This window comes from Nonomuraea sp. PA05 (assembly GCF_008086045.1).
GTDB lineage: Bacteria > Actinomycetota > Actinomycetes > Streptosporangiales > Streptosporangiaceae > Nonomuraea > Nonomuraea monospora.
In genome coordinates this window covers 63988-88507 of the sequence record NZ_VSEY01000043.1, presented here as the reverse complement: position 1 = coordinate 88507, position 24520 = coordinate 63988, and the positions used below count along the sequence as shown (strand labels likewise).

Annotated in this window: 18 protein-coding genes; 9 read left to right on the top strand and 9 right to left on the bottom strand. The window is 70.6% G+C overall.

Annotated elements, in window-relative coordinates:
• Positions 1 to 62 precede the first annotated feature (62 nt).
• The 3 genes from FXF51_RS47440 to FXF51_RS47430 all read left to right on the top strand — a co-directional run bounded on the left by FXF51_RS47440 (position 63) and on the right by FXF51_RS47430 (position 3218).
• Positions 63 to 1412 (top strand): FAD-binding oxidoreductase, encoded by a 1350-nt coding sequence (locus FXF51_RS47440; RefSeq protein WP_148441432.1) that lies wholly within the window; start codon positions 63 to 65, stop codon positions 1410 to 1412.
• An 8-nt stretch (positions 1413 to 1420) separates the two neighbouring features.
• Complete coding sequence (locus tag FXF51_RS47435; RefSeq protein ID WP_148441398.1) at positions 1421 to 2680, top strand: class I SAM-dependent methyltransferase; 1260 nt, start codon at positions 1421 to 1423, stop codon at positions 2678 to 2680.
• An 85-nt stretch (positions 2681 to 2765) separates the two neighbouring features.
• Positions 2766 to 3218 carry a ClpX C4-type zinc finger protein gene (locus tag FXF51_RS47430; protein ID WP_262380316.1) on the top strand — a complete coding sequence of 151 codons (453 nt, stop codon included), beginning with the start codon at positions 2766 to 2768 and terminating at the stop codon, positions 3216 to 3218.
• Between the two features lie 36 nt (positions 3219 to 3254).
• Here the strand turns inward: FXF51_RS47430 and FXF51_RS61360 are convergent, their stop codons facing one another.
• The 5 genes from FXF51_RS61360 to FXF51_RS47410 all read right to left on the bottom strand — a co-directional run bounded on the left by FXF51_RS61360 (position 3255) and on the right by FXF51_RS47410 (position 8411).
• A complete protein-coding gene (locus FXF51_RS61360; RefSeq protein ID WP_187414973.1) occupies positions 3255 to 3407 on the bottom strand; it encodes a hypothetical protein in 153 nt (50 codons plus the stop codon).
• A 170-nt stretch (positions 3408 to 3577) separates the two neighbouring features.
• Positions 3578 to 4864 (bottom strand): PHB depolymerase family esterase, encoded by a 1287-nt coding sequence (locus FXF51_RS47425; RefSeq protein ID WP_148441397.1) that lies wholly within the window; start codon positions 4862 to 4864, stop codon positions 3578 to 3580.
• A gap of 149 nt (positions 4865 to 5013) precedes the next feature.
• Complete coding sequence (locus FXF51_RS47420) at positions 5014 to 5958, bottom strand: aminoglycoside phosphotransferase family protein (RefSeq protein ID WP_187414972.1); 945 nt, start codon at positions 5956 to 5958, stop codon at positions 5014 to 5016.
• A 58-nt stretch (positions 5959 to 6016) separates the two neighbouring features.
• Positions 6017 to 6661 carry an HAD family hydrolase gene (locus FXF51_RS47415; protein ID WP_148441396.1) on the bottom strand — a complete coding sequence of 215 codons (645 nt, stop codon included), beginning with the start codon at positions 6659 to 6661 and terminating at the stop codon, positions 6017 to 6019.
• 214 nt (positions 6662 to 6875) lie between these two features.
• Positions 6876 to 8411: a long-chain-fatty-acid--CoA ligase gene (locus tag FXF51_RS47410; RefSeq protein WP_148441395.1), complete on the bottom strand. Its 1536-nt coding sequence runs from the start codon at positions 8409 to 8411 to the stop codon at positions 6876 to 6878.
• 151 nt (positions 8412 to 8562) lie between these two features.
• Between FXF51_RS47410 and FXF51_RS47405 the strand changes: the two genes are divergently transcribed.
• From FXF51_RS47405 to FXF51_RS47395, 3 genes are read left to right on the top strand one after another with little or no spacing between them, the layout of a single operon-like run.
• The gene (locus FXF51_RS47405; protein WP_148441394.1) at positions 8563 to 10110 is read left to right on the top strand and encodes a GMC family oxidoreductase; all 1548 of its coding nucleotides are present in this window, start codon (positions 8563 to 8565) and stop codon (positions 10108 to 10110) included.
• A gap of 31 nt (positions 10111 to 10141) precedes the next feature.
• Positions 10142 to 11395, top strand: coding sequence for a cytochrome P450 (locus FXF51_RS47400; protein ID WP_148441393.1), 1254 nt, complete (start codon positions 10142 to 10144; stop codon positions 11393 to 11395).
• 43 nt (positions 11396 to 11438) lie between these two features.
• Positions 11439 to 12281, top strand: coding sequence for an alpha/beta fold hydrolase (locus FXF51_RS47395; protein WP_148441392.1), 843 nt, complete (start codon positions 11439 to 11441; stop codon positions 12279 to 12281).
• Here FXF51_RS47395 and FXF51_RS47390 read toward each other — a convergent pair.
• Entirely contained in the window at positions 12247 to 13506 is a 1260-nt protein-coding gene (locus FXF51_RS47390) for an RNA methyltransferase (protein ID WP_148441391.1), read from the bottom strand. The two genes, FXF51_RS47395 and FXF51_RS47390, sit on opposite strands and share 35 nt — an antisense overlap.
• A 225-nt stretch (positions 13507 to 13731) precedes the next feature.
• Here FXF51_RS47390 and FXF51_RS47385 point away from each other — a divergent pair, with 225 nt between their 5' ends.
• Complete coding sequence (locus FXF51_RS47385; RefSeq protein WP_148441390.1) at positions 13732 to 14973, top strand: cytochrome P450; 1242 nt, start codon at positions 13732 to 13734, stop codon at positions 14971 to 14973.
• 43 nt (positions 14974 to 15016) lie between these two features.
• Here FXF51_RS47385 and FXF51_RS47380 read toward each other — a convergent pair whose 3' ends face one another.
• Positions 15017 to 16822, bottom strand: a complete 1806-nt coding sequence (locus FXF51_RS47380) for a hypothetical protein (RefSeq protein WP_187414971.1) — start codon at positions 16820 to 16822, stop codon at positions 15017 to 15019.
• A gap of 438 nt (positions 16823 to 17260) precedes the next feature.
• Here FXF51_RS47380 and leuS point away from each other — a divergent pair, with 438 nt between their 5' ends.
• The gene (leuS, locus tag FXF51_RS47370) at positions 17261 to 19741 is read left to right on the top strand and encodes a leucine--tRNA ligase (protein ID WP_148441388.1); all 2481 of its coding nucleotides are present in this window, start codon (positions 17261 to 17263) and stop codon (positions 19739 to 19741) included.
• Here the strand turns inward: leuS and FXF51_RS47365 are convergent, their stop codons facing one another.
• A complete protein-coding gene (locus FXF51_RS47365) occupies positions 19742 to 20710 on the bottom strand; it encodes a TIGR03557 family F420-dependent LLM class oxidoreductase (protein ID WP_148441387.1) in 969 nt (322 codons plus the stop codon).
• 49 nt (positions 20711 to 20759) lie between these two features.
• A complete protein-coding gene (locus tag FXF51_RS47360; protein WP_148441386.1) occupies positions 20760 to 21188 on the bottom strand; it encodes a hypothetical protein in 429 nt (142 codons plus the stop codon).
• A 114-nt stretch (positions 21189 to 21302) separates the two neighbouring features.
• On the opposite strand from FXF51_RS47360, the gene FXF51_RS47355 reads away from it, so the two are divergent.
• Positions 21303 to 24518 carry a S41 family peptidase gene (locus FXF51_RS47355; protein WP_148441385.1) on the top strand — a complete coding sequence of 1072 codons (3216 nt, stop codon included), beginning with the start codon at positions 21303 to 21305 and terminating at the stop codon, positions 24516 to 24518.
• Positions 24519 to 24520: the final 2 nt, after the last annotated feature.

The following is a 24520-nucleotide window of genomic DNA, read 5'->3' as shown; positions in this document are numbered from 1 at the left end:
GGGAGATACGGTCTTACGGACGATCTCTACCAGCTCAAGGGGGTGCTTTCGTGACGACGACGATGTCGACACACCGGCGGGCAGTAGAGCAGATCCGGCAGTCGTACGCCGAGATCCCCGGCGACGCCGCGCCCAGGCTGGCCAAGGCCACGTCCAACCTCTTCCGGTTCCGCGACGGCGGCAAGACGGCCAAGCTCTCGGCCAGAGACCTCGACGAGGTCATCAGCGTCGATCCCGAGACCATGACCGCCGAGGTCCAGGGCATGACCACGTACGAGCACCTGGTGGACGCCACCCTGCCGTACGGGCTCATGCCGTATGTGGTGCCGCAGCTCAAGACCATCACGCTGGGCGGCGCCGTGACCGGGCTCGGCATCGAGTCCTCCAGCTTCAGGGACGGCCTGCCGCACGAGTCGGTCGAGGAATTGGAGATCCTCACCGGCGACGGGCGCATCGTCGTGGCCCGCGACGACAACGAGCACCGCGACCTGTTCCGCGCCTTCCCCAACTCCTACGGCACGCTCGGCTACGCGCTGCGCATCAGGATCAAACTGCGCAAGGTCCAGCCGTACGTGCACCTCACCCACGTCAAGTTCACCGACGCGGGCAAGTGCATGCTGGCCATGCAGGAGATCTGCGACAGCATGGTCTACGACGGCGACCCCGTCGACTTCGTGGACGGCGTGTTCTTCGCCCCCGGCGAGATGTACCTCACGCTGGGCCGCTTCGCCGACCGCGCGCCCTACATCTCCGACTACACGGGGATGCGCGTCTACTACCAGTCGATCAGGCAGCGCAGCCGCGACTGGCTGACGGTCCGCGACTATTTGTGGCGCTGGGACACCGACTGGTTCTGGTGCTCGCGCGCCTTCGGCGTGCAGCAGCCCGTCGTCCGCTCGCTCATGCCGCGCCGCTGGATGCGCTCCGACGTCTACCGGCGGCTGGTCGCGCTCGACCGCAAGCACGGCGTGACCGCCCGCGTCGACCGGTGGCGCGGCCTGCCCGTGAGCGAGTCGGTCATCCAGGACGTCGAGACGCCGGTCGAGCGCGGCGCGGAGTTCCTGGAGTTCTTCCACGACAAGGTGGGCATGACCCCGGTGTGGATGTGTCCGCTGCGGGCGAGCACCCGCTGGCCGATCTACCCGCTCGAGCCGGGCAAGCTCTATGTCAACTTCGGTTTCTGGGGAATGGTGCCGCTGCCACGGGGGCAGTTCGACGGTTACTACAACCGGCTGATCGAGCGTGCCGTCCACGATCTCGACGGTCACAAGTCGCTCTACTCGACCTCCTTCTACGCCCGTGAGCAGTTCTGGCAGCTGTACAACGGCGATGCCTACTGGCCGGTCAAGCGGGAATACGACCCGAATGGGCGCCTGCTGGACCTGTACGAAAAGTGTGTACGGGGAAGGTGAGCAAGCAGATGGCTCTCGCATCCATCTTTGAGAAGATCGTCGGCTCGAACTCGAACATCGCGTTCATGGCGTACGACGGCAGCAAGGCCGGGCCGGACGGCGCCGACCTGGCCATCGAGGTCAAATCCCCGATCGCCGTGGCCTACCTGGCCCAGGCGCCCGGAGAGCTCGGCCTGGCCAGGGCGTACATCTCCGGCCACATCGACGTCCACGGCGACATGTACTCGCTGCTGGACCGCATGTGGAACATCACCACCAACGACCTGACCACCTCCGAGAAGCTCGACGCCGTCCGCGCCCTGGGCGTCAAGCCGCTGCTCATGCGCGTGCCGCCGCCCCCGCAGGAGATGCGCCAGAGCGCGCTGGCCAGGCTCGGATCCCGCCACGCCAAGCAGCGTGACGCGGAGGCCATCCACCACCACTACGACGTCTCCAACCGGTTCTACGAGTGGGTGCTCGGCCCGTCCATGGCCTACACGTGCGCCTGCTTCCCGACGGAGGAGTCCACGCTGGAGGAGGCCCAGTACGCCAAGTTCGACCTGGTGGCGCGCAAGCTCGACCTCAAGCCCGGCATGCGCCTGCTCGACGTCGGCTGCGGCTGGGGCGGCATGGTCATGCACGCGGCCAAGGAGTACGGCGTCAAGGCCCTCGGCGTCACGCTCAGCCGCCAGCAGGCCGAGTACGCGCAGAAGGCCATCGCCGACGCCGGTCTGCAGGACCTGGCGGAGGTCCGCTTCATGGACTACCGCGACGTCCAGGAGTCCGGCTTCGACGCGGTCAGCTCGATCGGCCTGACCGAGCACATCGGCAAGACCAACGTGCCGGCGTACTTCGAGTTCCTGTACGGCAAGCTCAAGCCGGGCGGGCGGATGCTCAACCACTGCATCACCCGGCCGACCGGCAAGGAGAAGACGTTCAACAAGGGCGGTTTCATCAACCGCTACGTCTTCCCCGACGGCGAGCTGGAGTCGGTGGGCTGGCTGATCCGGCAGATGGAGGACACCGGCTTCGAGATCCGCCACGAGGAGAACCTGCGCGAGCACTACGCGAAGACCCTGCGTCACTGGTGCGACAACCTCGACGCCAACTGGGAGGACGCGGTGCAGGAGGTCGGCATGGGGACGGCCCGGGTATGGGCGCTGTACATGGCCGGCTGCATCGTGGGCTTCGAGCGCAACAAGGTCCAGCTTCACCAGGTGCTCGGCGTCAAGCTCGACGCGGACGGCCGCGCGGGCGTCGCACTGCGGCCCGGCGTCGACTGGCCCTGACCTGTGCCGGGTGCGGGGTGGGCGCCGGGGAGCCCACCCTCAGCTCCGTTCGAGGGGTGCGGGAGGGCGGTGGGATGATCGGCGGGTGACGCGCAGCAGACGTACCCGTCCCGTGGGCTCGGCCGACGGCCTGGCGACCCGTTGCTCGTTCTGCGGCAAGCCCTATGCCGAGGCCGGCAGGGTGGTCGCGGGGCCCGGCGTCTACATCTGCGAAGCCTGCGTGGAGTTGTGCAACCACGTCATCGCCGGCTCCCCGCCCCCGCGGGACGGCGGGCCCGAGCAGGTGCACCGTGGCCCCGACCCCCGCACCGACGAGTATCTGGTCACCATGTCCGACGAGGACATGCTGGCCATGCTGCCCCGCCAGGTCCTCACGGTGGAGCAGGCCGAACGCGACCTGCGGGCGTGGGTGCGGCTGCTGCGTGATCGCGGGGTGACGTGGGCCAGGATCGGCCGGGCTCTGGGGGTGTCGCGTCAGGCGGCGTGGGACCGGTTCGCCGCCGACGTCGCCGACGTCGCCGATGAGGATGAGGGGTGACCGGGCCCGGTTCGCCGGCGCCGGTCTCTCCTCACGTCAGCTCTGCGGAGCCGCCTGTTCGCTGGATTTCCCGGTGCAGAGCTGCCGGTCCCTGGCGTGCCGCCCTTTGCTGGGATGCTGCTCCTCGGCGCCGGAATCCTCCTGCGATTCCTGCTCCTTGAGGTTGTGGGGCTTCGCGTGCCTGCCCACGTGTGCTCTCCTTCCCCTCGTCCAACTGCTTAAAGTGACCGTATGGCTACAGTTGGCTTTGGGGCAAGCGGCTGAACGGTAAAGGTGAAGCCCTTTCCAAGCTCCCCGGCCGGCCGGTGGCGGCCCCGCAATTACCGCTGGCCGGTCGGCCGGGGAGGAATCAGGAGATCTCAGGAGGTGCAGGCCGTGCCGTTCAGGGTGAAGGCGGGCGGCTTGCCGGTGTTGCCGCCGTGCGTGGCCTGGAAGCCGAACGAGGCCGACGCTCCCGGCGCGATGGCGCCGTTGTAGGAGACGTTCCTGGCCGTCACCTGGCCGCTGCTGGGCGAGACCGAGGCGTTCCAGGCGGAGGTGACGCTCTGGCCGGCGGGCAGGGCGAAGGCCAGGCTCCACGAGGAAAGCGCGGTCGTGCTCGTGTTCGCGATCGTGACCGCGGCCGTGAAGCCGGTGTTCCACGTGTTCATCGTGTACGTGACCCGGCAGGCCCCGGCCGGAGGAGTCACCGTCGGCGTGATCGTGGGGGTCGGGTCGGTGCCGCCCTCCGACAGGCCGAAGAAGTCGATCACCATCGCCGCCATCCCGCTCTGCGGCAGGCTGTGGCCCACGCCCTGCAGACTGATCGCCTCCACCGGCGCCTTCGTGCCCGTGCCGCCGTAGCGGGTCCTGGTCCAGCCGGAGCGCGGCTGGTCGGTGAGGCTGGGCGTCTGGCTCAGGCCGTGGACGTTGGTCCACTGCTTGATCTGCTCCTGGAAGTTCGGGTAGCGCAGCGTGGCGTCCTCGGTGCCGTGCCAGATCTGCATGCGCGGGCGCGCCCCGCTGTAGCCCGGGTACGCCGCGCGCACCTGGTCGCCCCACTGCTGCGCGGTCTTGATGAGCTGGCCGTTGGCGCAGGTGCTGTTCCAGCTCGACCCGTCGGTGGTGGCGAAGCAGCCGAACGGCACGCCCATGAACGACGCGCCCGCCTTGAACACGTCCGGGTACGCGCCGATCAGCACGTTCGTCATCATGCCGCCGGAGGAGGCGCCGGTCACGTACGTGCGTTCGGGGTCGGCGTTGTAGCGCTGCTGCACGTACCTGACCATGGAGACGATGCCCACCGGGTCGCTGCCGCCGTTGTGCGTGAGCGACTGCGACGAGGAGACGTCGAAGCAGGAGCCGCTCCTGGTGGCCGACGGGTAGACGACGATGAACCTGTGCCGGTCGGCCAGCGAGGCGAACTCGGTGCCGGAGTAGAACGCCGGGCCCGAGCCGGTGCAGTAGTGCACGGCCACGAGCAGGGCGGGCCTGGCGCCGACGCCGTCGGGGACGTACAGGTGCATGCGCAGGTTCGTCGGGTTCGTGCCGAACCCGGTCACCTCGGTGAGCTGGGCGGACGCGGCCGGCGGCGCGGTGATCAGGCCGACTGTCACGAGGGCCGCGGCGGCGATGATGGCGCTTGCTATGCGAGCTTTCAGCTTCATCGAGTTCCTCTCGCTCTCCAGCCGAAATATTGCGAGTGTCCACAGAAAATTTCGGCATGGCAATATGCCAGGTGCGAGTGGATGCGGCGGAGGGCCAGTGACCTGCTGAGAGGCGAACAGAGGGCGGTCGCGGCGATGAAAGTTTCGGGTCAGACGGCCAGCTCCTCGAGCGTGCCGGTGAGCGCGTCCCACGACAGCTCGGCGTCCGCCGTGCGCCCGTGCGGCGAGCGGAACCACGCCACGAACTCCGCCACGTCGTCCAGCGCCCACCGCAGCCGGTACAGCGCCAGCAGGTCGGGATCCACCGCCCGCCCCGTCGCCTTCGTGTAGCGGGCCACGTCCTCCTCGTCCCTGACCACCAGCCACAGGTCGCGCTCCGGCACGGCCAGCCCGACCGTGTCCCAGTCGATCAGCAGCCTGCGCTCACCGTCCCGCAGGAGGTTGCCCGGGTGCGGCTCGCCGTGCGTCAGCACCGGATCGCCCGGCTTGCCCGCCAGCCGGTCGAACTCCGCCAGCCTGCGCCGCAACGTCCCGGCGTACTGCACGATCACGTCCTGGGCGGGCTCCGAGTAGGGGCCGCCCAGCCAGGGCAGCGTCGTGTCGCCGAGCGCCTGCTCCAGCCCCGCCCGGCCGGTCAGCGCCACCGGGCGCCGGGGCGTGGACAGCGGCGGCGGGGTGGCGTGCAGCTCCGCCAGCAGGTCGATGACGTGGCCGCGCTCGGCGGGCGGCAGCTCGTCGCCGAAGTCGCCGCCCGTGGCCTCCTCGTACGGGAACACGCTCATGGCGTACCGGTGGCCGTCGAGGCGGCGCAGCGTGGTGCCGTCGGCGGCGCGCAGCGGGGCGAGCACGAAGGCCAGGCCCGCCTCCTCGCGCAGCGTCGCCGCCGTCTCCATGGCCAGCCGCAGCCCCTCGTACGGCTGCCGCCGCACGTCCGCCACCGTCACGAACCAGCGCCGTCCGCCCTCGCCGGTCGCCGTCCAGTGGAAGTCGCCGAAACCGACCGGCGCGTAGTCCAGGCCCGTGGCCTCGATGCCCCACGCGCGCAGGGCGGGGCGCAGGAGCTCTTCGTCGAAGTCGTCCGGTCGATCTCGCATGATCGGCAAGCTACCCCGAGCGTGGGAAAGCGTGCAGCTCGAAATCGTCTCGCCGGGGTCACCGCAGGTCGGCGAGGAGGTCGAGGGCGACGACGACGTCACGCACGACGTGGTCGGCGGCGACGGGCGTGTTCCGGTCGCGGTGCCGGTCGATCCAGATCGTGCGCAGGCCCGCGCCCCTGCCGCCCGCGATGTCGTTGACGGCGTCGTCGCCCACCATCCACCCGCCGTCGCCCAGCGACGCCCCGCACCGCGCGGCGCCGATCTCGAACAGCCGGGCGTCCGGCTTGCGCACGCCCTCCGCCTCCGAGATCGCCCACCCGTCCACCCGCGTGGCCAGCCCGCTGTGCCGGATCTTGCCGGTCTGGTTGTCGGCGGCGCCGTTCGTCACGATGCCCACCGTCCAGCCGGTCGCCCGCAGCCGCTCCAGGCCGTCCAGCACCTCGGGACGGCAGGTGATCAGGTGCGGCAGCCGGGCCCGGTAGGCGTGCCACAGCTTCCCTGCGGGCTCGGGCAGCCCGAAACGCTCACGTACGCGGGCGAAGAAGACGTCCATCGGCACCGACCCGTCAGCGTCCGCCGTCACCAGCCACGGCACGGCCCCCGCCCCCAGCTCCCGCTCGGCGGCGAACTCGGCGGCCCATCGGCGGAACGCCGCCAGCCGGTCGACCAGCGTGTTGTCCAGGTCGAAGAGAGCGAGCACAGGACCTCCGGAAGCAGGGCGGACGCGCGGCGCCTACGCCGGACCTCCGCAGGCGGGGGGACGCGCGGGCTTACGCCGGACCTCCGCAGGCGGGGCGGACGCGCGGGCTTACGCCGGACCTCCGGGAGCGGGGCGGACACGCGGGCGAGCGCCGGACATCCCGGGGAACGGCGAAGGCGCGGGTGGAGTGCCCGCGCCTTCGGCGACGCTCAGGTCAGCGCAGCTCGCGCTTGAGGATCTTGCCCGTGGCCGTCATCGGCAGGGCGTCGCGGAACTCGACGATCCTCGGGTACTTGTAGGCCGCCAGGTTCTCCTTGGCCCACGCGATCAGCTCGGACTCGCTGATCGTGGCGCCCGGCGTGCGGATGACGTACGCCTTGACCTCCTCGCCGTGCGAGTCGTGCGGGACGCCGACGACGGCGGCCAGCGACACGGCCTCGTGGGTCATGAGGACCTCTTCGACCTCGCGCGGGTAGACGTTGAACCCGCCCCGGATGACCATGTCCTTGGCCCGGTCGATGATGGCGTAGTAGCCGTCGGCGTCCCGCGTCGCGATGTCACCGGTGCGGAACCAGCCGTCCTTCATCACCTCGGCCGTGGCCTCGGCCCGGCCGTAGTAGCCCTTCATGACGTTGTGGCCGCGGATGGCGATCTCGCCGGGGCCCTCGCCCTCGATCGTCTTCCAGTCGCCGTCGACCAGCTTCATCTCCACGCCCCAGATGGGGGTGCCGATGGTGCCGGGCTTGGCGGGCCGGCCGATCTGGTTGAAACAGGCCACCGGCGAGGTCTCCGACAGCCCGTACCCCTCCAGGATGCCGACGCCGAACGTCTGCTCGAAGTCCTTGAGCACCTCGACCGGCGAGGACGCGCCGCCCGCGACGGCCACCTTCAGCGAGCGCGGCACCTCCGTGCCCTCGGCGTGGATCTTCGTGAGCATGGCCCAGTACATGGTGGGCACGCCCGCGAAGTACGTGACGCCCTCCTTCGCCATCAGCGCGAGCGCCTCGCCGGGCTCGAAGCGCGGCATCAGCACGACCGTGGAGCCGCGCAGGAAGCCGGTGTTCATGACGGTGGTCTGGCCGAAGGAGTGGAACAGCGGCAGGACCGCCAGGTAGGTGTCGCCGCCCTCGGTGCGGGGGAACATGCGGTCGCTGATGATGGCGTTCATCAGCATGTTCTGGTGGGTCAGCTCGGCGCCCTTGGGCTGGCCGGTGGTGCCCGAGGTGTAGAGGATCACCGCGGTGTCGTCGGGGGCGGTCTGCACGGTCTCGAACTCGCCGGCCATCCCGCCGAGCGCCGCCCAGATCGACTCGCCGTACTCCGACTCGGTCGCCAGCGGCGTGGCGGGCAGCACAAAGAAGTGCTCGCAGCCTTCCGCGGCCTCGAAGCCGGCTTTGCCGCGCTCGCCGAGCGGCAGCTCAGGCGTGCCCTCGAAGCAGAACAGCGCCTTGGCGTCGCTGTCGTCGAGGTGGTAGGCGATCTCACGCGGCTGCAGGAGGACGTTGAGCGGCACCACCGTCGCCCCGGCCTTCAGAATGCCGTAATAGACGAACGGGAAGTACGGCAAGTTGGGGCAGGCCAGCGCGACCTTGTCACCCTTGCCGATGCCGCGTGTCACCAACAGGTTCGCTACCTGGTTCGCTACGGTGTCGATCATGGAGAACGGCAGCCGCATGTCGCCGAAGACGATCGCGGTGCCATCCGGGGTGTTCCTGGCGCTGTCCTCCAGGACGATCGACAGGTTGAGCATGACGCCTTCCTCCCTCTAGAACGGCTTCGGCGCCATCTTCGCAGTACCTGCATACCGACTGGTAGGTAACTCAGGTCACAAGTGCATATGGACGCGTCGGCCCCGCGTGAAGTAAGCAAGTAGGAAGTTACTTACCCCTTGGAGGGGTGTCATGGAGTACGACTACGTGATCGTCGGGGCAGGCTCGGCCGGATGCGTGCTGGCCAGCAGGTTGACGGAGGATCCCGGCGTAACGGTGGCGTTGGTCGAGGCGGGCGGCAAGGACGACAAGCTCGAGATCCGCATGCCGGCCGGCTTCGCCAAGCTGTTCAAGACCGAGTACGACTGGGCCTACCTGACGGCCAAACAGAGCGAGATGTCCGGGCGCGAGCTCTACTGGCCGCGCGGGCGGGTGCTGGGCGGCTCCTCCTCGCTCAACGCCCAGATGTGGGTACGCGGCTGCCAGCAGGACTACGACCAGTGGGGGATCCCCGGCTGGGCGTACGACGACGTCCTGCCCTACTTCACCAAGGCCGAGCGCCGCGTCGGCAGCAACCACGGCGGCGTCTACGGCACCGACGGCCCGCTCTACGTCTCCGAGCTGCGCAGCCCCAACGTCACCACCGGCGTCTTCCTGAAGGCGTGCGAGGAGCTGGGCTACACCCGGCTGACCGAGCTGAACGGCCGCAGCAACGAGGGCTACTGCCCCACCCCCGTCACCCAGAACCGCGGCAGGCGGTGGAGCTCCGCCGACGCGTACCTGCGCCCGGCGCTGTCCCGGCCCAACCTGCACGTGATCACGAACACCACCGTCGACCGGGTCACGTTCGACGGCAGGCGCGCGACGGGCATCGAGCACAGCGGCGGCGCCCCGATCAAGGCCAGGCTGGAGGTCATCCTGGCGGGCGGCGCGATCGGCTCGCCGTACCTGCTCATGCGCTCCGGCGTCGGCGCGGCCGACGAGCTGCGCGACGCGGGCGTGCCGATCGTGCACGAGCTGCCCGAGGTCGGCAAGAACCTCCAGGACCACCTGTCGAGCGGCGTGTTCGTCGAGTGCAGGCAGCCGGTGACGCTGACCAAGGCCGAGTCGATCGTGAACCTGCTGCGTTACATCGTGCTGCGCTCCGGCATGCTCACCACGAACGTCGGCGAGGCCGTCGCGTTCATCAGGACCTCGCCCGAGGAGCCCGCGCCCGACATCGAGCTGATCTTCGCGCCGGTGCCGTTCGTGGACCACGGCTTCACCCCGCCCACCGGCCACGGGCTCACCGTCGGCGTCGTGCTGCTGCAGCCGGAGAGCCGGGGCAGGATCGCGCTCAACGGCAGGGACGTGGTGATCGACCCCGGCTACCTGACGGCGGAGGCCGACGTCAAACGCCTGGTCGAGGGGTTGAAGGCGGCCAAGCACGTGTTCGCCACGACCGCGATGAAGGCCTACGCGGGCGGGCCGATGGCGCCGTACTGGGGGCCGGAGAGCGACGAGGAGCTGGCCCAGTGGGTACGCGAGCGCGGCGAGACCCTCTACCACCCCGTCGGGAGCTGCCGCATGGGCACCGACGAGGCCTCGGTCGTGGACCCGGAGCTGCGCGTGCGCGGCGTCGAGGGGCTCAGGGTCGTGGACGTGTCGGTCATGCCGACGCTCAACCGCGGCCACACCCACGCCCCCGCCATCATGATCGGCGAGAAGGGGGCCGACCTGATCAGGGCGAGCAAGGCTTGACGTAAGTGGTCACTTGCGTAGTCTCGTCGATATGACCCTGTCCGCGGACCTCGACCTGTCGCAGATCCCGTTCTGGGGACGGTCGCAGGACGAGCGCATGGCGGCGTTCCGCAAGCTGCGTGAGCTGGAGCGCCCGGTGTTCGTGCCGGAACAGGCCGTGCCGTTCATCGGTCACGGCCCCGGCTACTACGCGCTGGTGCGCCACGCCGACGTGAGCGAGGCCAGCAGGAACGCGGCCGTGTTCAGCAGCGAGCCGTGCTCCAACAGCATCCCCGACATGCCGCGCTGGCTGAGCGTCTACTTCGGCTCCATGATCAACATGGACGATCCGGCGCACGCGCGGCTGAGGCGCATCGTGTCGCGGGCGTTCACGCCGCGCATCCTGTCGAAGATGGAGGAGGACCTGGCGCGGGCCGCCGCCGAGATCGTCGACCGGGCGATCGAGGAGGGGCCCGGCGACTTCGTCACCCAGGTGGCCGCCAGGCTTCCCGTACGCGTCATCTGCGACATGATGGGCATCCCCGCGAAATTTCATGACATGGTGCTGCGGCGGACGAACGTCATCCTCGGCAACGCCGACACCGAGTACACCGGCATCTCACCCGACTTCAGCCGCGCCAACGTCGCCCGCGGCCTGGTCAAGCTGCTGCACGCCGGCTACTCGCTCAACCGGCTGGCCGCCCGCCTCGGTGACGAACGGCGCAGGCGGCCCACGGGCGACCTCGTCAGCCTGCTGGTCAACGGGGAGGAACGGCTCACCTCGCAGCAGCTCGGCTCGTTCTTCATCCTGCTGGTGGTGGCGGGCAGCGAGACCACGCGCAACGCCATCGCGTACGGGCTCAAGCTCTTCACCGACCACCCGGAGCAGCGCGAGCTGCTGCTGGCCGACTTCGACGAGCGCGTCGTGGGAGCCTGCGACGAGATCGTCCGCTACGCCACGCCGGTCATCCAGTTCCGCCGCACGCTGACGCGGGATCACGAGATGAACGGCATGACGTACAGGAAGGGCGACAAGGTGCTGCTCTTCTACAACTCGGCCAACCGCGACGAGTCGGTCTTCCGCGACCCCGACGCGTTCGACATCACCCGCGACCCCAACCCGCACGTCGGCTTCGGCGGTCCTGGCCCGCACTACTGCCTGGGCGCGCACCTGGCGCGCAGGGAGATGACCGTGATGTTCCGCGAGCTGTTCACCCGGCTGCCGGACGTCAGGGCGGCAGGGGAGCCCGACTTCCTCCTGTCCAACTTCATCAACGGTGTCAAGCATCTGAGGTGGGCGTTCTGAGATGTCCGGTGACGGAAGATCCGGCGTGCTAGGTTTCGCAGTCATGGAGATCAGGACTATCCACGCCAATGGGGTGGAGTTCGCGTATCTATCGTTGGGGGAGGGGCCGCTGGCGCTGCTCCTGCACGGCTTCCCCGACACCGCGCACACCTGGCGGCACCTGATGCCCGCGCTGGCCGAGCGCGGCTACCGCGCGGTCGCGCCCTTCATGCGCGGATACGCGCCCACAGAGGTCCCGGCCGACGGCGCGTACGAGGACGCGGCGCTCGTCGCGGACGTACGCGCGCTGCACGAGGAACTCGGCGGCGGGGACGACGCCGTCATCATCGGGCACGACTGGGGCACCTTCCCCGCCTACGCCACCGCCGGCCGCTTCCGCCGCGCCGTCACGCTCGCCGTACCGCCGCCCGGCTCCCTCGCCGGCCTCTTCCTCGACTACGAGCAGCTCAAGCGCTCCTTCTACATCTTCCTCTTCCAGACCGCGCTCGCCGAGACCGCCGCCGCCACGCCCGGCTTCATCGACAACCTCTGGCGCGACTGGTCGCCCGGCTACGACGCGAGCGAAGACCTCGAGTTCGTGCACCGCAGCCTGCGCGACCCCGCCAACCTCGCCGCCGCCATCGGCTACTACCGCGCCATGCTCGGCACCACCCCGCCCTCAGGCCGCTACCCGGCCGTCGAACGCCCCGTCACCGGGCCCGTCCTCTACCTGCACGGGGCGCAGGACGGATGCCTCGGCCCCGACCTCGTCAAGGGGGCACTCGACCACCTGCCGGAAGGGTCGCGGGCCGAGCAGGTGGCGGGCGCGGGACACTTCCTCCACCTGGAACGGCCCGCCGAGGTCAACCGGCTCATCCTCGACTGGCTCGGGCCCGCCTCCGGCTGAGGACCGTGATCAGGGGGTGCTGCCCTGACAGGCTCACCTCCAGCACCTCCTCCACCGTGAAACCGGGCGGGACGCCGTCGTGGACCAGCGCCACCGCCAGGCCGCCGGGGGACAGCACGCGGCGGACCTCGCGCCACAGGGCGGCCGGGTCCTGGGAGAGCAGGCCCGCCGGGGGGACCTGGCGGCCCCAGGGCGGATTCACCAGCACCCGGTCCGCGGCGCCGTCACCCAACGGGATCCGGCCGCCGTCGGCGATCGCCCACGCCAGGCGCAGAGGCTGGGCCTCCGGGGGCGCCTCACCTGCCGCGCCCGCGTCGCCCGTGTTGCCCGCGCCCGTGTTGCCCGCGCGCGCGTTGGCTGCGCCCGCGTTGGCTACGCGCGCGGCGCTGGGCGTGCGTGCTGCGCTGCCTGTGTGTGCGGTGCTGTCTGCGCGTATGGCGCTGTGCGCGTCACGGGGTCCTGGCGTGCCGGACGCGGCGGCGGCGGCGCAGGCGTTGGCGGTGGCGGCTGCCACGGCGGCCGGGTCGTGGTCGAAGCCCAGCAGCCGCATCCCCGCCCCACCCCCAGGCGACCCGCCGGCCAAGGCAGCCATCTCGATCAGCGTCGTGCCCGCACCACAACACGGATCGACCACCGTCAACCCCTCGTCGAGCCGCGCGAGCCGAGCCATCGCAGCGGCCACCGGCGGATGCAACGTGCCCCGTACGGAAGCCGTCTTGTAGGCCCGCCGATGCAACGGCCGCCCCGCCACCCGCACCGCGATGACCGCCTGCTCGCCCTCGATCGTGACCCGCCACGCCATCGCCCCGCCCGGCGGCCGCCGCCCGTCCCGCCGCGAGTGGTAGGGCACGCGCAACGGCCGCGCCAGCTCGGCCCCCACCGCGTCCTCGACCTCGAACCTGGTGTAGTTGCGCCGCCCCACGAACGACGCCGACACCTCCACCCCGCTCCCGGGCGAGCCCAGCAGCCGGGCGTCGACCTCGCGCGCCGCCCGCGCCAGCCGGAGCAAAGCGGCGCGGCCGGAGCCGACGCCGTCGACGACGGCCGCCGCCAGCAGCACGTCGTCGGCGGTGCGCAGCGCGAGCAGGTCGGCGTCGGGCCGGGCCTCGAACCACACCTCGCGGTGGCGCACCCCGCGCACCACGCCTGTCTTGGAATGCCGGATCTCGTTGGCCACCAGGGGCTCGATGCCACGCACGGCCCTGGCCACGGCAAAGGTATGCAACTGTGTTTCTCCCACGTCGCGACCCGGGACGGCGCTCGTCGAGCCGTCCCGCATCACCGGCGGTGGGTCGTCCGCGACCCGCCGGCGGATCGCTAACGTCGGAAGAAGTACACGGGGTCACCATAGGGCGCGCGCCGCGCGCGGAGCCACAGGTTTTCCGGCGAGGTACGTACGGTGTACGTCGAACCCATTGACGTAAGTGGCCGCTTTCCGAATGATGGCCTCATGAGCGTCCTGGACTTCGACCTGTCGGACCGCGACTTCTGGGCCAAGCCCATGAGTGAGCGCGAGGAGGCGTTCGAGCGGCTGCGTTCGCTCGACACCCCGGCCTTCTTCGAGGAATCGGAGATGACCTACATGCCCCAGGGGCCGGGCTACTACGCGCTGGTCAAGCATGCCGACATCCTGGAGGCCAGCCGCAACCCCGAGGTCTTCTGCTCGGGAGACGGGGGCGCGACGAACATCCCCGACATGCCGGCGGAGTTCGCCGAGTACTTCGGCTCGATGATCAACATGGACGACCCGCGCCACGCCCGGCTGCGCAGGATCGTCTCGCGGGCCTTCACCCCCAAGATGATCAAACAGTTCGAGTCGGACGTGGAGGCGGCGGCCGTCGGCATCGTGGACGACCTCCTCGCCAAGGGGTCCGGCTGCGACTTCGTGACCGAGGTGGCCGCGCGGCTGCCCCTGAAGATCATTTGCGACATGATGGGCATCCCGGAGCGCGACTACCAGTTCGTCTTCGACCGCTCGAACATCATCCTGGGCGGCTTCGACCCCGAGTACACCGGCGACGACCTCAATCAGCTCGCCGAACGGCTGCTCAACGCCGGCATGGAGCTGCAGCAGCTCGTCCAGGACCTGGCCGCCCACCGCGCCGACAACCCGACGGGCGACCTCACCTCGTCCCTGGTCAACGCCAACATCGACGGCGAGCGGCTGACCATGCAGGAGCTCGGCTCGTTCTTCATCCTGCTGGTGGTGGCCGGCAACGAGACCACCCGCAACGCCATCTCGTACGGCATGCGCCTGCTCACCAAGAACCCCGACCAGCGCGCGCTCTGGCTGGAGGACATCGACGGCCGCGCCCCCGGCGCGGTCGAGGAGATCGTCCGGCTGGCCTCACCGGTGAACTTCATGCGCCGCAAGGCCACCAGGGACTTCGAGATGAACGGCCACCTGTACCGCGCGGGGCAGAAGGTCGTGCTGTTCTACTGGGCCGCCAACAGGGACGCGGCCGTGTTCGACGACCCGCGCCGCTTCGACATCACCCGTCACCCCAACCCGCACGTCGGCTACGGCGGTCCCGGCCCGCACTTCTGCCTGGGCGCTCACCTGGCGCGCAGGGAGATCACGGTGATGTTCCGCGAGCTGCTGCGCCGCGTCCCCAACGTCGAGGCCGGCAGGCCGGACCGGCTGCACTCCAGCTTCATCAACGGGATCAAGCACATGGAGTGCACCTTCTGACCGACGCCGCGCCCGCCCGCGACGGGGCGGGCGCGAGCCTCGGTCAGGACTGGCCGGCCAGACGGATCTGGTTCATCACCGTACGGATGTCGGGCAGGAGCTCCTTGCTCTCCGCCGGGATCGAGATGTAGACGATCGCCGGGACCTGGCCGCCGGTGTTGATGGCCATGGTGGCGATCGTGGCGTTCTCGGTGTCCGAGGTCAGCTCGTACGCGATCAGCCGGCCCGTCTGGTCGCCCACCTTGATCGGCTGTTGGGCGATCTTGCGAACCTTGTTGCCCTGCGGGAAGAAGCTGCGGCGCGCGCTCAGCACGACCTGCTTGATCACCGGCTCCAGGTTGTCCGGCTCGTAGTACGACGACAGCCGCTGCGACAGCGGCCCCGACATGACCGTGGCGTACCTCTCGGGCGCCACCTGCACGTACTGGCGGGTGTCGAAGCCGTACGTGCCCTTCACGGTGGCACGCTGGTCGAGCTGCCAGGTGCCGCCCAGGCGCGGCATGGAGATGCCGGCGGCGGCGTCGGGCACCCGGCCGATGACGGGCGAGGCCTTGCCGGTGTACTTGCGCAGCGGCCCGATCGAGGTGGACGACTTGGTGGGGGCCGCCTTGGGCGTGGCCGCGGCCGACTGCTCGGCGGCGAGATTGGCGCTGGACGACGGCTCCTCGCCCGCCAGCGGGCCCCACAGGAACGCCCACAGCAGCGCGGCCACCAGCGCGATCGCCACGGAGCCGCCGAGCGCGTAGATCCAGATGGGCTTGCCCTGCCCCTCGTCCTCCAGGACGTCCTGGTCGCCCATGGCCTGGTAGTCGTCGCCGAAGACGGTGTTCCAGAGCTCCTGCTGGCGCTCGGGCGGCGGGGTGCGGGAGCCGCTGATCTGGCCGGCCGTGACGAACCGGTTCTCCGGGTCGGAGGGGTCGCGGCTCAGGTTGGAGCCGGCCCGGCCGGGGCGGTCGTCGGGGTGGGGCGCGCCCGGGGGCACGCCCGGCGGGGCGGCGGGGGGCGGGTCGGTGTGGGGCTGGGCAGCGTCCATGGGGGATGAGGGGACCGCGCGTTCGTTCAGGAGGTTCTGGGTGTGCTGGTTGTAGGTGACCGTACGTTCGTCGGCCGGGTGGGGGGCGGGCGGCGGGCCGCCCGCGTTGTTGTACACCGTGGTGCGCTCGGCTCCGGACTCGGCGGGCGCCGGGCGGTCGGCCGGCGGCCAGGGGGCCGGGCTGGACAGGTTGGACCAGGCGCCGGGGGACGGCGTGGGCGGCTGCGACCAGGCGGGGACCGGGTCGGCGGGCTGTCCGGGGCGCGGACCCTGCGGAGAAGGGGGCGGGGCGCCCTTGGAGGACACGTCCGGCCACGCGGCGGGGCCTCCGGTGCTCTGCGGCGGCGGCGCGACGTCCTGCCAGGCGGCGCGCACGTCGGGGGAGGAGGCGTTCTCGGGCCAGGCGGCCCGGACGTCGGGCGAAGAGGCGTTCTCGGGCCAGGCCGCGCGCACGTCAGGGGAGGATGCGTTCTCGGGCCAGGCGGCGCGCACGTTCGGTGACGAGGCGTTGTCCGGCCACGGGTTGCGGACGTCGGGGGAGGAGGCGTTGTCCGGCCAGCCGCCGGACGGATCCTGGCGGCCGGCGCCGGGCCGGGCGGCGCCGGGCGGTTCCGGCCACGACGGGTCCTTGCGCGGCGGCTCCGGCCAGGACGGCTCGGGATGGCCGGGCCGCGGGCTCTCCGGCCACGAGGTGGGGACTTCGGCGGCGGGCGCGCTGGGCCAGGAGGTGGGAACCTCCCCGGCGGAAGGGGCGTCGCGGCGGGGCGGCTCCGGCCAGGAGGATGGCAGGTGAGGTCCGGAATTCTCCGTTGCCATTGCTGCCGGCCCTCCCGAGGTTGTGTCCGGATGTCCCGTTATATCCGGATTTGACGTCTGACGCATGATCTCATGGGATTTTCCAGGAGACGCAGGTGGTTCCGCAGCGAAACGAGGGAAGCCATGCGGATCGGTGGGCGGATCCTGCAGAGGCAGGTCACCCTCCGGTCTATCAGGCTCAGCTGGGTATACCACGGCGACAAGGCTATTCTTCTGGGACGAATGAGGTCACAACGGATACATCACCATCAGGTCTCGCCGGACCTGAAGCCTCCATTGTGCCTTCGGACCTCGATCCATAGCCTGCATTCAGCCGAAGAGGTGCGCTAGGCTTGACACATGCGTTCCGCGACCCTGCTTCTTAGCGGGCCGCGACGGCCCTAGAAGATCTCCGCCGTCGCGGCTCCACCCCTCGTTGTGTGCACGAGGGGTTTTCTTATGGGTCCGAATCAAGCCAGAAGGACAGTAGCCGTGAGTGAGTACGATCCGCAGGCGCTGCAGGCCAAGTGGCAGCAGCGATGGGAGGAGCAAGAGACCTACCGGGCGAGCGAAGACCCGGCAGACCCACGCGAGCGCCGCTACATGCTCGACATGTTCCCCTACCCTTCCGGCGACCTGCACATGGGCCACGGCGAGGTGTTCGCCCTGGGCGACGTCGTCGCGCGCTACTGGATGCAGAAGGGTTACAACGTCCTGCACCCGATCGGCTGGGACTCCTTCGGCCTGCCCGCCGAGAACGCCGCGATCAAGCGCAACGCCCACCCGGCGGAGTGGACGTACGCCAACATCGAGACGCAGGCCAACTCGTTCCGGCGCTACGGCATCTCCTTCGACTGGTCGCGCCGCCTGCACACCAGCGACTCCGACTACTTCCGCTGGAACCAGTGGCTGTTCAACCGCTTCTTCGAGCGCGGCCTGGCCTACCGCAAGGGCGGCCTGGTCAACTGGTGCCCCAACGACCAGACGGTGCTGGCCAACGAGCAGGTCGTGGCCGGCAAGTGCGAGCGCTGCGGCGCCGACGTCGTGCGCCGCGAGCTGACGCAGTGGTACTTCAAGATCACTGACTACGCGCAGCGCCTGCTGGACGACATGCAGCAGCTGACCGGCTGGCCCGAGCGGCTGCTGACCATGCAGCGCAACTGGATCGGCCGCTCCGAGGGCGCCGACGTGCTGTTCGAGATCGAGGGCCGCGAGGAGCCGGTCCACGTCTACACCACGCGCCCCGACACGCTGTACGGCGCCACGTTCTTCGTCGTCGCCGCCGACGCCGCGCTGGCCGACGAGATCGTCACCGAGGAGCAGCGCGAGGCGTTCGAGGCATACCGCGCCGAGGTCGCCAAGCTGAGCGACATCGAGCGGCTGGCCACCGACAAGGAGAAGACCGGCGTCTTCCTGGGCCGTCACGCGATCAACCCGGTCAACGGCGAGCGCATCCCGGTCTGGGCGGCCGACTACGTGCTGTCCGACTACGGCCACGGCGCCATCATGGCCGTGCCCGCCCACGACCAGCGCGACCTGGACTTCGCCCGCAAGTTCGACCTGCCGGTGAAGGTCGTCGTGCACACCGGCCTGGCCGACCCGGGCGAGACCGGCGAGGCCACGCCCGGCGAGGGCACGCTGGTCAACTCGGGCCCGCTGGACGGCCTGACCAAGGTCGAGGCCATCGCCAAGATCATCGAGATCCTGGAGACGCAGGGCAGGGGCACCGGGGCGGTCAACTTCCGGCTGCGCGACTGGCTGCTGTCCCGCCAGCGCTACTGGGGCACGCCGATCCCGATCATCCACTGTGCCGACTGCGGTGAGGTGCCCGTCCCGGACGACCAGCTGCCGGTCACGCTGCCCGACCTGCGCGGCGAGGCGCTGGCGCCCAAGGGCGTCTCACCGCTGGCCAGCGCCACCGAGTGGGTCAACGTCGAGTGCCCGAAGTGCGGCGGCCCCGCCCAGCGCGACACCGACACGATGGACACGTTCGTCGACTCGTCGTGGTACTTCCTGCGCTACTGCTCGCCGGGCTACACCGACGGGCCGTTCGACCCCGAGCAGGTGCGCAAGTGGGGCCCGATCGACCAGTACGTCGGCGGCATCGAGCACGCGGTCCTGCACCTGCTGTACTCGCGCTTCTTCACCAAGGTCCTGCACGACATGGGCATGGTCGACTTCACCGAGCCGTTCATGCGCATGCTGAACCAGGGGCAGGTGATCAACGGCGGCAAGGCCATGTCGAAGTCCCTGGGCAACGGCGTGGACCTGGGCCAGCAGATCGACGACTTCGGCGTCGACGCCGTCCGCCTGACCATGGTGTTCGCCGGCCCGCCTGAAGACGACATCGACTGGGCCGACGTCTCGCCGGCCGCCTCGCAGAAGTTCCTGGCCCGCGCGCTGCGCGTGATGTCCGAGGTGACCAGCGAGCCGGGCACGCCGTTCGAGGGCGGCGACGCCGAGCTGCGCAAGGTGACGCACCACACCATCGACGAGGCGACCAAGCTGGTCGAGGGCCAGCGCTTCAACGTGGCGGTGGCGCGCATGATGGAGCTGACCTCCGCCGCCCGCAAGGCCATCGACTCGGGCGCGGGCGCCGCCGACCCGGCGGTGCGCGAGGCCGCCGAGACGCTGGCCGTGCTGCTGTCGCTGGTGGCCCCCTACACCGCCGAGGAGGGCTGGGAGCGGCTGGGCCGCACCGGGTCCGTCTCGTTCGCCGGGTGGCCGGTGGCCGACCCCGCGCTGCTGGTGCAGGAGTCGGTCACGTGCGTGGTGCAGGTGGCGGGCAAGGTGCGTGACCGCCTGGAGGTCTCGCCCGACATCAGCGAGGACGAGCTGCGCGCGCTGGCGCTGGCCTCCGAGAAGATCGCCCCCTACGTGCAGGGCATGCCCCGCAAGGTGATCGTCCGGGCGCCGAAGCTGGTCAACATCGTCCCGTAGTCACAGGTTGCGCAGGGCCGGCAGCAGCTCCTTCTCCGCCCAGTCGAAGAACGGCTGCTGCTGGTCGTGCCCGATCTGCACGAGCGCCACGTGCGTGTACCCGGCGTCGGCGAACTTCTTGACGCTCTCCACGACGGCCTCCACGTCGTTGCCGCACGGCACGCTCCGCGCCACGTCGTCGGGGCGCACCGTGCCGGCCGCGGCGGCGAAGTTCACCGGCCCGGGCAGCTCGGCCATCACCTTCCAGCCGCCGACGCCGGACCAGCGCCACAGCTCGTGCGCGCGCTGCTTGGCGGCCTCGGCGTCGGTGTCGTAGGCCAGGGCGAGCTGGCCGTAGACCGGCTTGCCGTCGCCGCCCGCGGCGTTGAACTGCTGCACCACCTCGGGCATCGGGTCGTTGATGACCAGCACGTCGCCGTACTCGGCGGCCAGCTCGGCCGACTGGCCGCCCGAGGCTGCGATGCCGATGGGGACGGGCTGCTCCGGCAGGTCGTACAGCTTGGCCGAGTCCACGTCGAAGAACTCGCCCTGGTGGGTGACGTACTCGCCGCTGAAGAGCTTCCTGATGATCTGGACGGCCTCGGCGAACATCCGGTGCCTGGTGTCCACGGGGGGCCAGCCCTCGCCGATGACGTGCTCGTTGAGGTTCTCGCCGCTGCCCAGGCCGAGGGTGAACCTGCCCTGGCTCAGCACGCCCATGGTGGCCGCCTTCTGCGCCACGACCGCCGGGTGGTAGCGCATGATGGGGCAGGTCACGTACGTCATCAGCGGCAGCCGCTCGGTCACCTGGGCCGCGGCGCCGAGCACCGACCAGCAGTAGGGTGAGTGCCCCATCTCCTCGACCCATGGGAAGTAGTGGTCGGAGATGACGGCGTAGTCGAAGCCGATCCGTTCGGCCGCGGCGGCGTAGTCGACCAGCTCGCGGGCCGGAGTCTGTTCGGACATCAAGGTGTAGCCGATTTGTACCATGCGGCCCGGCTACCCGGCTTTGCCCACATTAGCGGCCAAGGACCGGAGATCAATGTTGGCGGCGGGCACGCAGTTCCTCGACGACCAGGCCGAGCCCGATGCCCAGCAGCCAGACGTCCTTGACGACGCCGATGCCCTGCTGCGTCGGCCGCACGCTGCCCTCGTGGTGCATGGCGGGCGTGCGCAGGTACAGGCCGATCAGCCCCGCGGCGAAGCCCGTCAGCGCCGCCCCGGCCAGCAGCGACGGCACGAACGGCGCCAGCAGGGCCGCGCCGAGGGCGACCTCGCTGCGCGCCAGCAGCCGGGTGAACAGCCCCGGGTCCATGCGGCGCAGGAAGGGGTAGGCGTCCGCCGCCATGGCGTGCGTGGACGCGGCCCGCTGCTCGTCGGCGTCGACCATGTCCACGCCCGAGTTCAGGATGACGGAGGCGGCGGCCAGGCGGGGCGGGAGCTGGTGCGCGCGGACGAAGATCTTCATGCTTCCTCGCAGATTCCGGAAACCGACTAAGTCCCCACTTCCCCCACAAATCGGACTGTCCACTGGTAGAGGAATTCTTGAGCTGCTCTTGATGCCTCGGTTTAGTGTGCAGGGGTGGCATATGGCGCATACCTGAGATACCCGCACCTGCACGGTGACCTGGTCACCTTCGTCGCCGACGACGACGTCTGGATCGCTCCGCTGAGCGGCGGAAGAGCCTGGCGGTTCACCGCCGACCGCGTCCCCGTGGCGAACCCGCGCTTCTCGCCCGACGGCGGCCGGATCGCGTGGACCAGCACGAAGGAGGGCGCTCCCGAGGCGTTCACGGCCGAGCTCGACGGCGCGGAAGGCGAACGGCTGACCCACTGGGGTGAATACTCCACCTCCGTCCGCGGCTGGACCGCCGGCGGCGACGTGCTCGCGGTCACCTCCGCCGGGCAGGGCTCCGACAACCGGCGCTGGGCGTACGCGGTGCCGCTCGACGGCGGGCCGGCCACGCGCCTGCCGTACGGCTGGGTCGGCGAGGCGGCCGTCAGCGACGGGAAGGTCGCCACCGTGTCGGTGGTGTGGCGCGAGCCGTCACAGTGGAAGCGCTACCGGGGCGGCACGGCGGCCAAGATCTGGGTGGACGCCGAGGGCAACGGCGAGTTCGCCAGGCTGTTCGCCGACAGCGCCGCGCAGTACTGGTCGGTGAGCTGGGTCGGTGACCGGATCGTGTTCCTGTCCGACACCGACGGCGCCGGGAACCTCTACTCCGCCCTGCCCGACGGCTCCGACCTGCGCAGGCACAGCACCCACGAGGAGTTCTACGCCCGTCACGCCACGAGCGACGGGGAGCGGGTGATCTACAGCCACGCCGGGGACCTGTGGCTGCTGGAGAGCCTGGACGCGGAGCCGTACAAGCTGGACGTGCGGCTCGGCGGGCCACGGCCGGGGCGGGCCAGGCGACCCGCGCCGCTGAGGGCGGGCGCGTTCTCGCCCGACGCCACCGGGCGGGCCAGCGCGGTCGAGATCCGGGGCACCGCGCACTGGGTGACCCACCGCGACGGCCCCGCCGGCGTGCTGAGGGCCGAGCCGGGCGTGCGCGTCCGCCTGCCACAGGTGCTCGACGCCGACGGCAAGGCCGTGTGGGTCTCCGACGCCAGTGGCGAGGACGGGCTGGAGATCGGGACCCCAGGCGGCGAGGTCAGGACACTCGCCTCCGGGCAGCTCGGCCGGGTGCTGGAGCTGGCCGCCGCGCCCGACGGCAAGCACGTGGGCGTCGCCACGCACGACGGGCGGCTGCTCGTCATCGACCTGGAGAGCGAGAGCGTACGCGAGCTGGACCGCACCGACCAGGGCGACGTGAGCGGGCTGACGTTCTCGCCCGACTCCACCTGGCTGGCGTGGGAGCACCCGCACCACCGGCGGCTGACGCAGATCAAGATGGGGCGGCTGGACGGCACGTCCGTGATCGAGGTGACGCCGCCCCGGTTCGTGGACTACGACCCGGCCTTCACCAGGGATGGCAAGCACCTGGCGTTCCTGTCGGTGCGGACCTTCGACCCCGTCTACGACGCGCACGTCTTCGACCTGTCCTTCCCCCACGGATGCAAGCCGTACATCGTGCCGCTGAAGGCCGCCACGCCGTCGCCGTTCGACCCCTCCCTGCAGGGGCGCGGCTTCAACGGCGAGGACGACAAGCCGTCCAAGGACGACAAGAAGGACGACATGCCGCCGCGCACCGAGGTCGACCCCGACGGGCTGGCCGCCCGCGTGGTGCCCCTCCCCGTGCCCGCCGGCAGCTACGGCAACCTGCGTACGGCGAAGGACGCGCTGCTCTGGCTGCGCTACCCGCTCAGCGGGGTGCTCGGCGACGGCAGCGAGCAGAGCAGCTCCGAGACCGTGCTGGAGCGCTACGACCTCAAGAAGCGCGCCAAGGCCGAGCTGGGCAAGGAGATCCGCGCGTTCGAGGTCAGCGGCGACGGCTCCAGGCTCGTCACCAACGGCAAGAACGGTCTGCAGACCCGCGCCGCGAGCGAGGGCGACGACGTCGTCACCATCGAGCTCGACCGGATCACCGTCCAGCTCGACCCCGTCGCCGAGTGGCGGCAGGGCTTCCGCGAGGCCGGCCGCCTCATGCGCGACCACTTCTGGCGCGAGGACATGAACGGCGTCGACTGGCAGGGCGTGCTCGACCGCTACGAGCCGCTGGTCGACCGGATCGGGTCCCACTCCGAGCTGATCGACCTGCTCTGGGAGACGCAGGGCGAGCTGGGCACCTCCCACGCCTACGCCGTGCCGAACGGCTCCGGCGTCGACCCCAGGCGCCGCCAGGGCCTGCTCGGCGCCGACCTGGTCAGGGACGGCGACGGCGTCTGGCGGGTGGAGCGCATCCTGCCAGGCGAGTCGTCCGACCACGCCGCCCGCTCGCCGCTGCTGGCGCCTGGCGTCGCCGTCCGCGCCGGCGACGCCATCCTCGCCGTGGGCGGCCGCCCCGTCGATCCGGTACGCGGGCCGTTCCCGCTCCTGGCAGGCACCGCGAACCAGCCCATCGAGCTGACCGTCCGGCACGGCTCCGGCGGCGACGTGCGCCGGGTCGTGGTCAGCCCGATCGCCGACGAGACGCAGCTGCGCTACCACGACTGGGTGGAGGACCGCCGGAACCACGTCAGGCAGGCGTCGGGAGGAAGGCTGGGCTACCTGCACGTGCCCGACATGGTGGCCTCCGGGTGGGCGCAGTTCCACCGCGACCTGCGTACCGAGATGGCTTACGACGGGCTGGTCGTGGACGTGCGGGAGAACGGCGGCGGGCACCTGTCGGAGCTGGTGCTGGAGAAGCTGTCGCGCAAGGTGACCGGCTGGGCGCGGGCCCGCTGGTACCAGCCGAGGCGCTACCCCGACGACTCGCCGCGCGGGCCGGTGGTGACGGTCACGGACGAGTTCGCGGGCTCCGACGGCGACATCGTGAGCGCGGGCATCAAGGCGCGCGGGATCGGGCCGCTGGTGGGCACGCGGACGTGGGGCGGCGTGATCGGGATCGACTCGCGCTACCACCTCGTGGACGGCACCCGCGTCACGCAGCCCCGGTACTCGTTCTGGCTCGACGGGCCCGGGTGGGGCGTGGAGAACCATGGCGTCGATCCCGACATCGAGGTGGTGATCACCCCGCAGGACCGGGTGGCGGGGCGCGACCCGCAGCTCGGCAAGGCCATCGAGCTCGCGCTGGCCGCCCTCGACGAGCATCCCGCCGCCACGCCCCCCGACCTGCCGCCGCTCACCCGGAACGCCACGCCACCCGCTCACCCCCCGCTCGGCCAGGATGAGGGGCCCGCTGCCACCACCCCCTGATC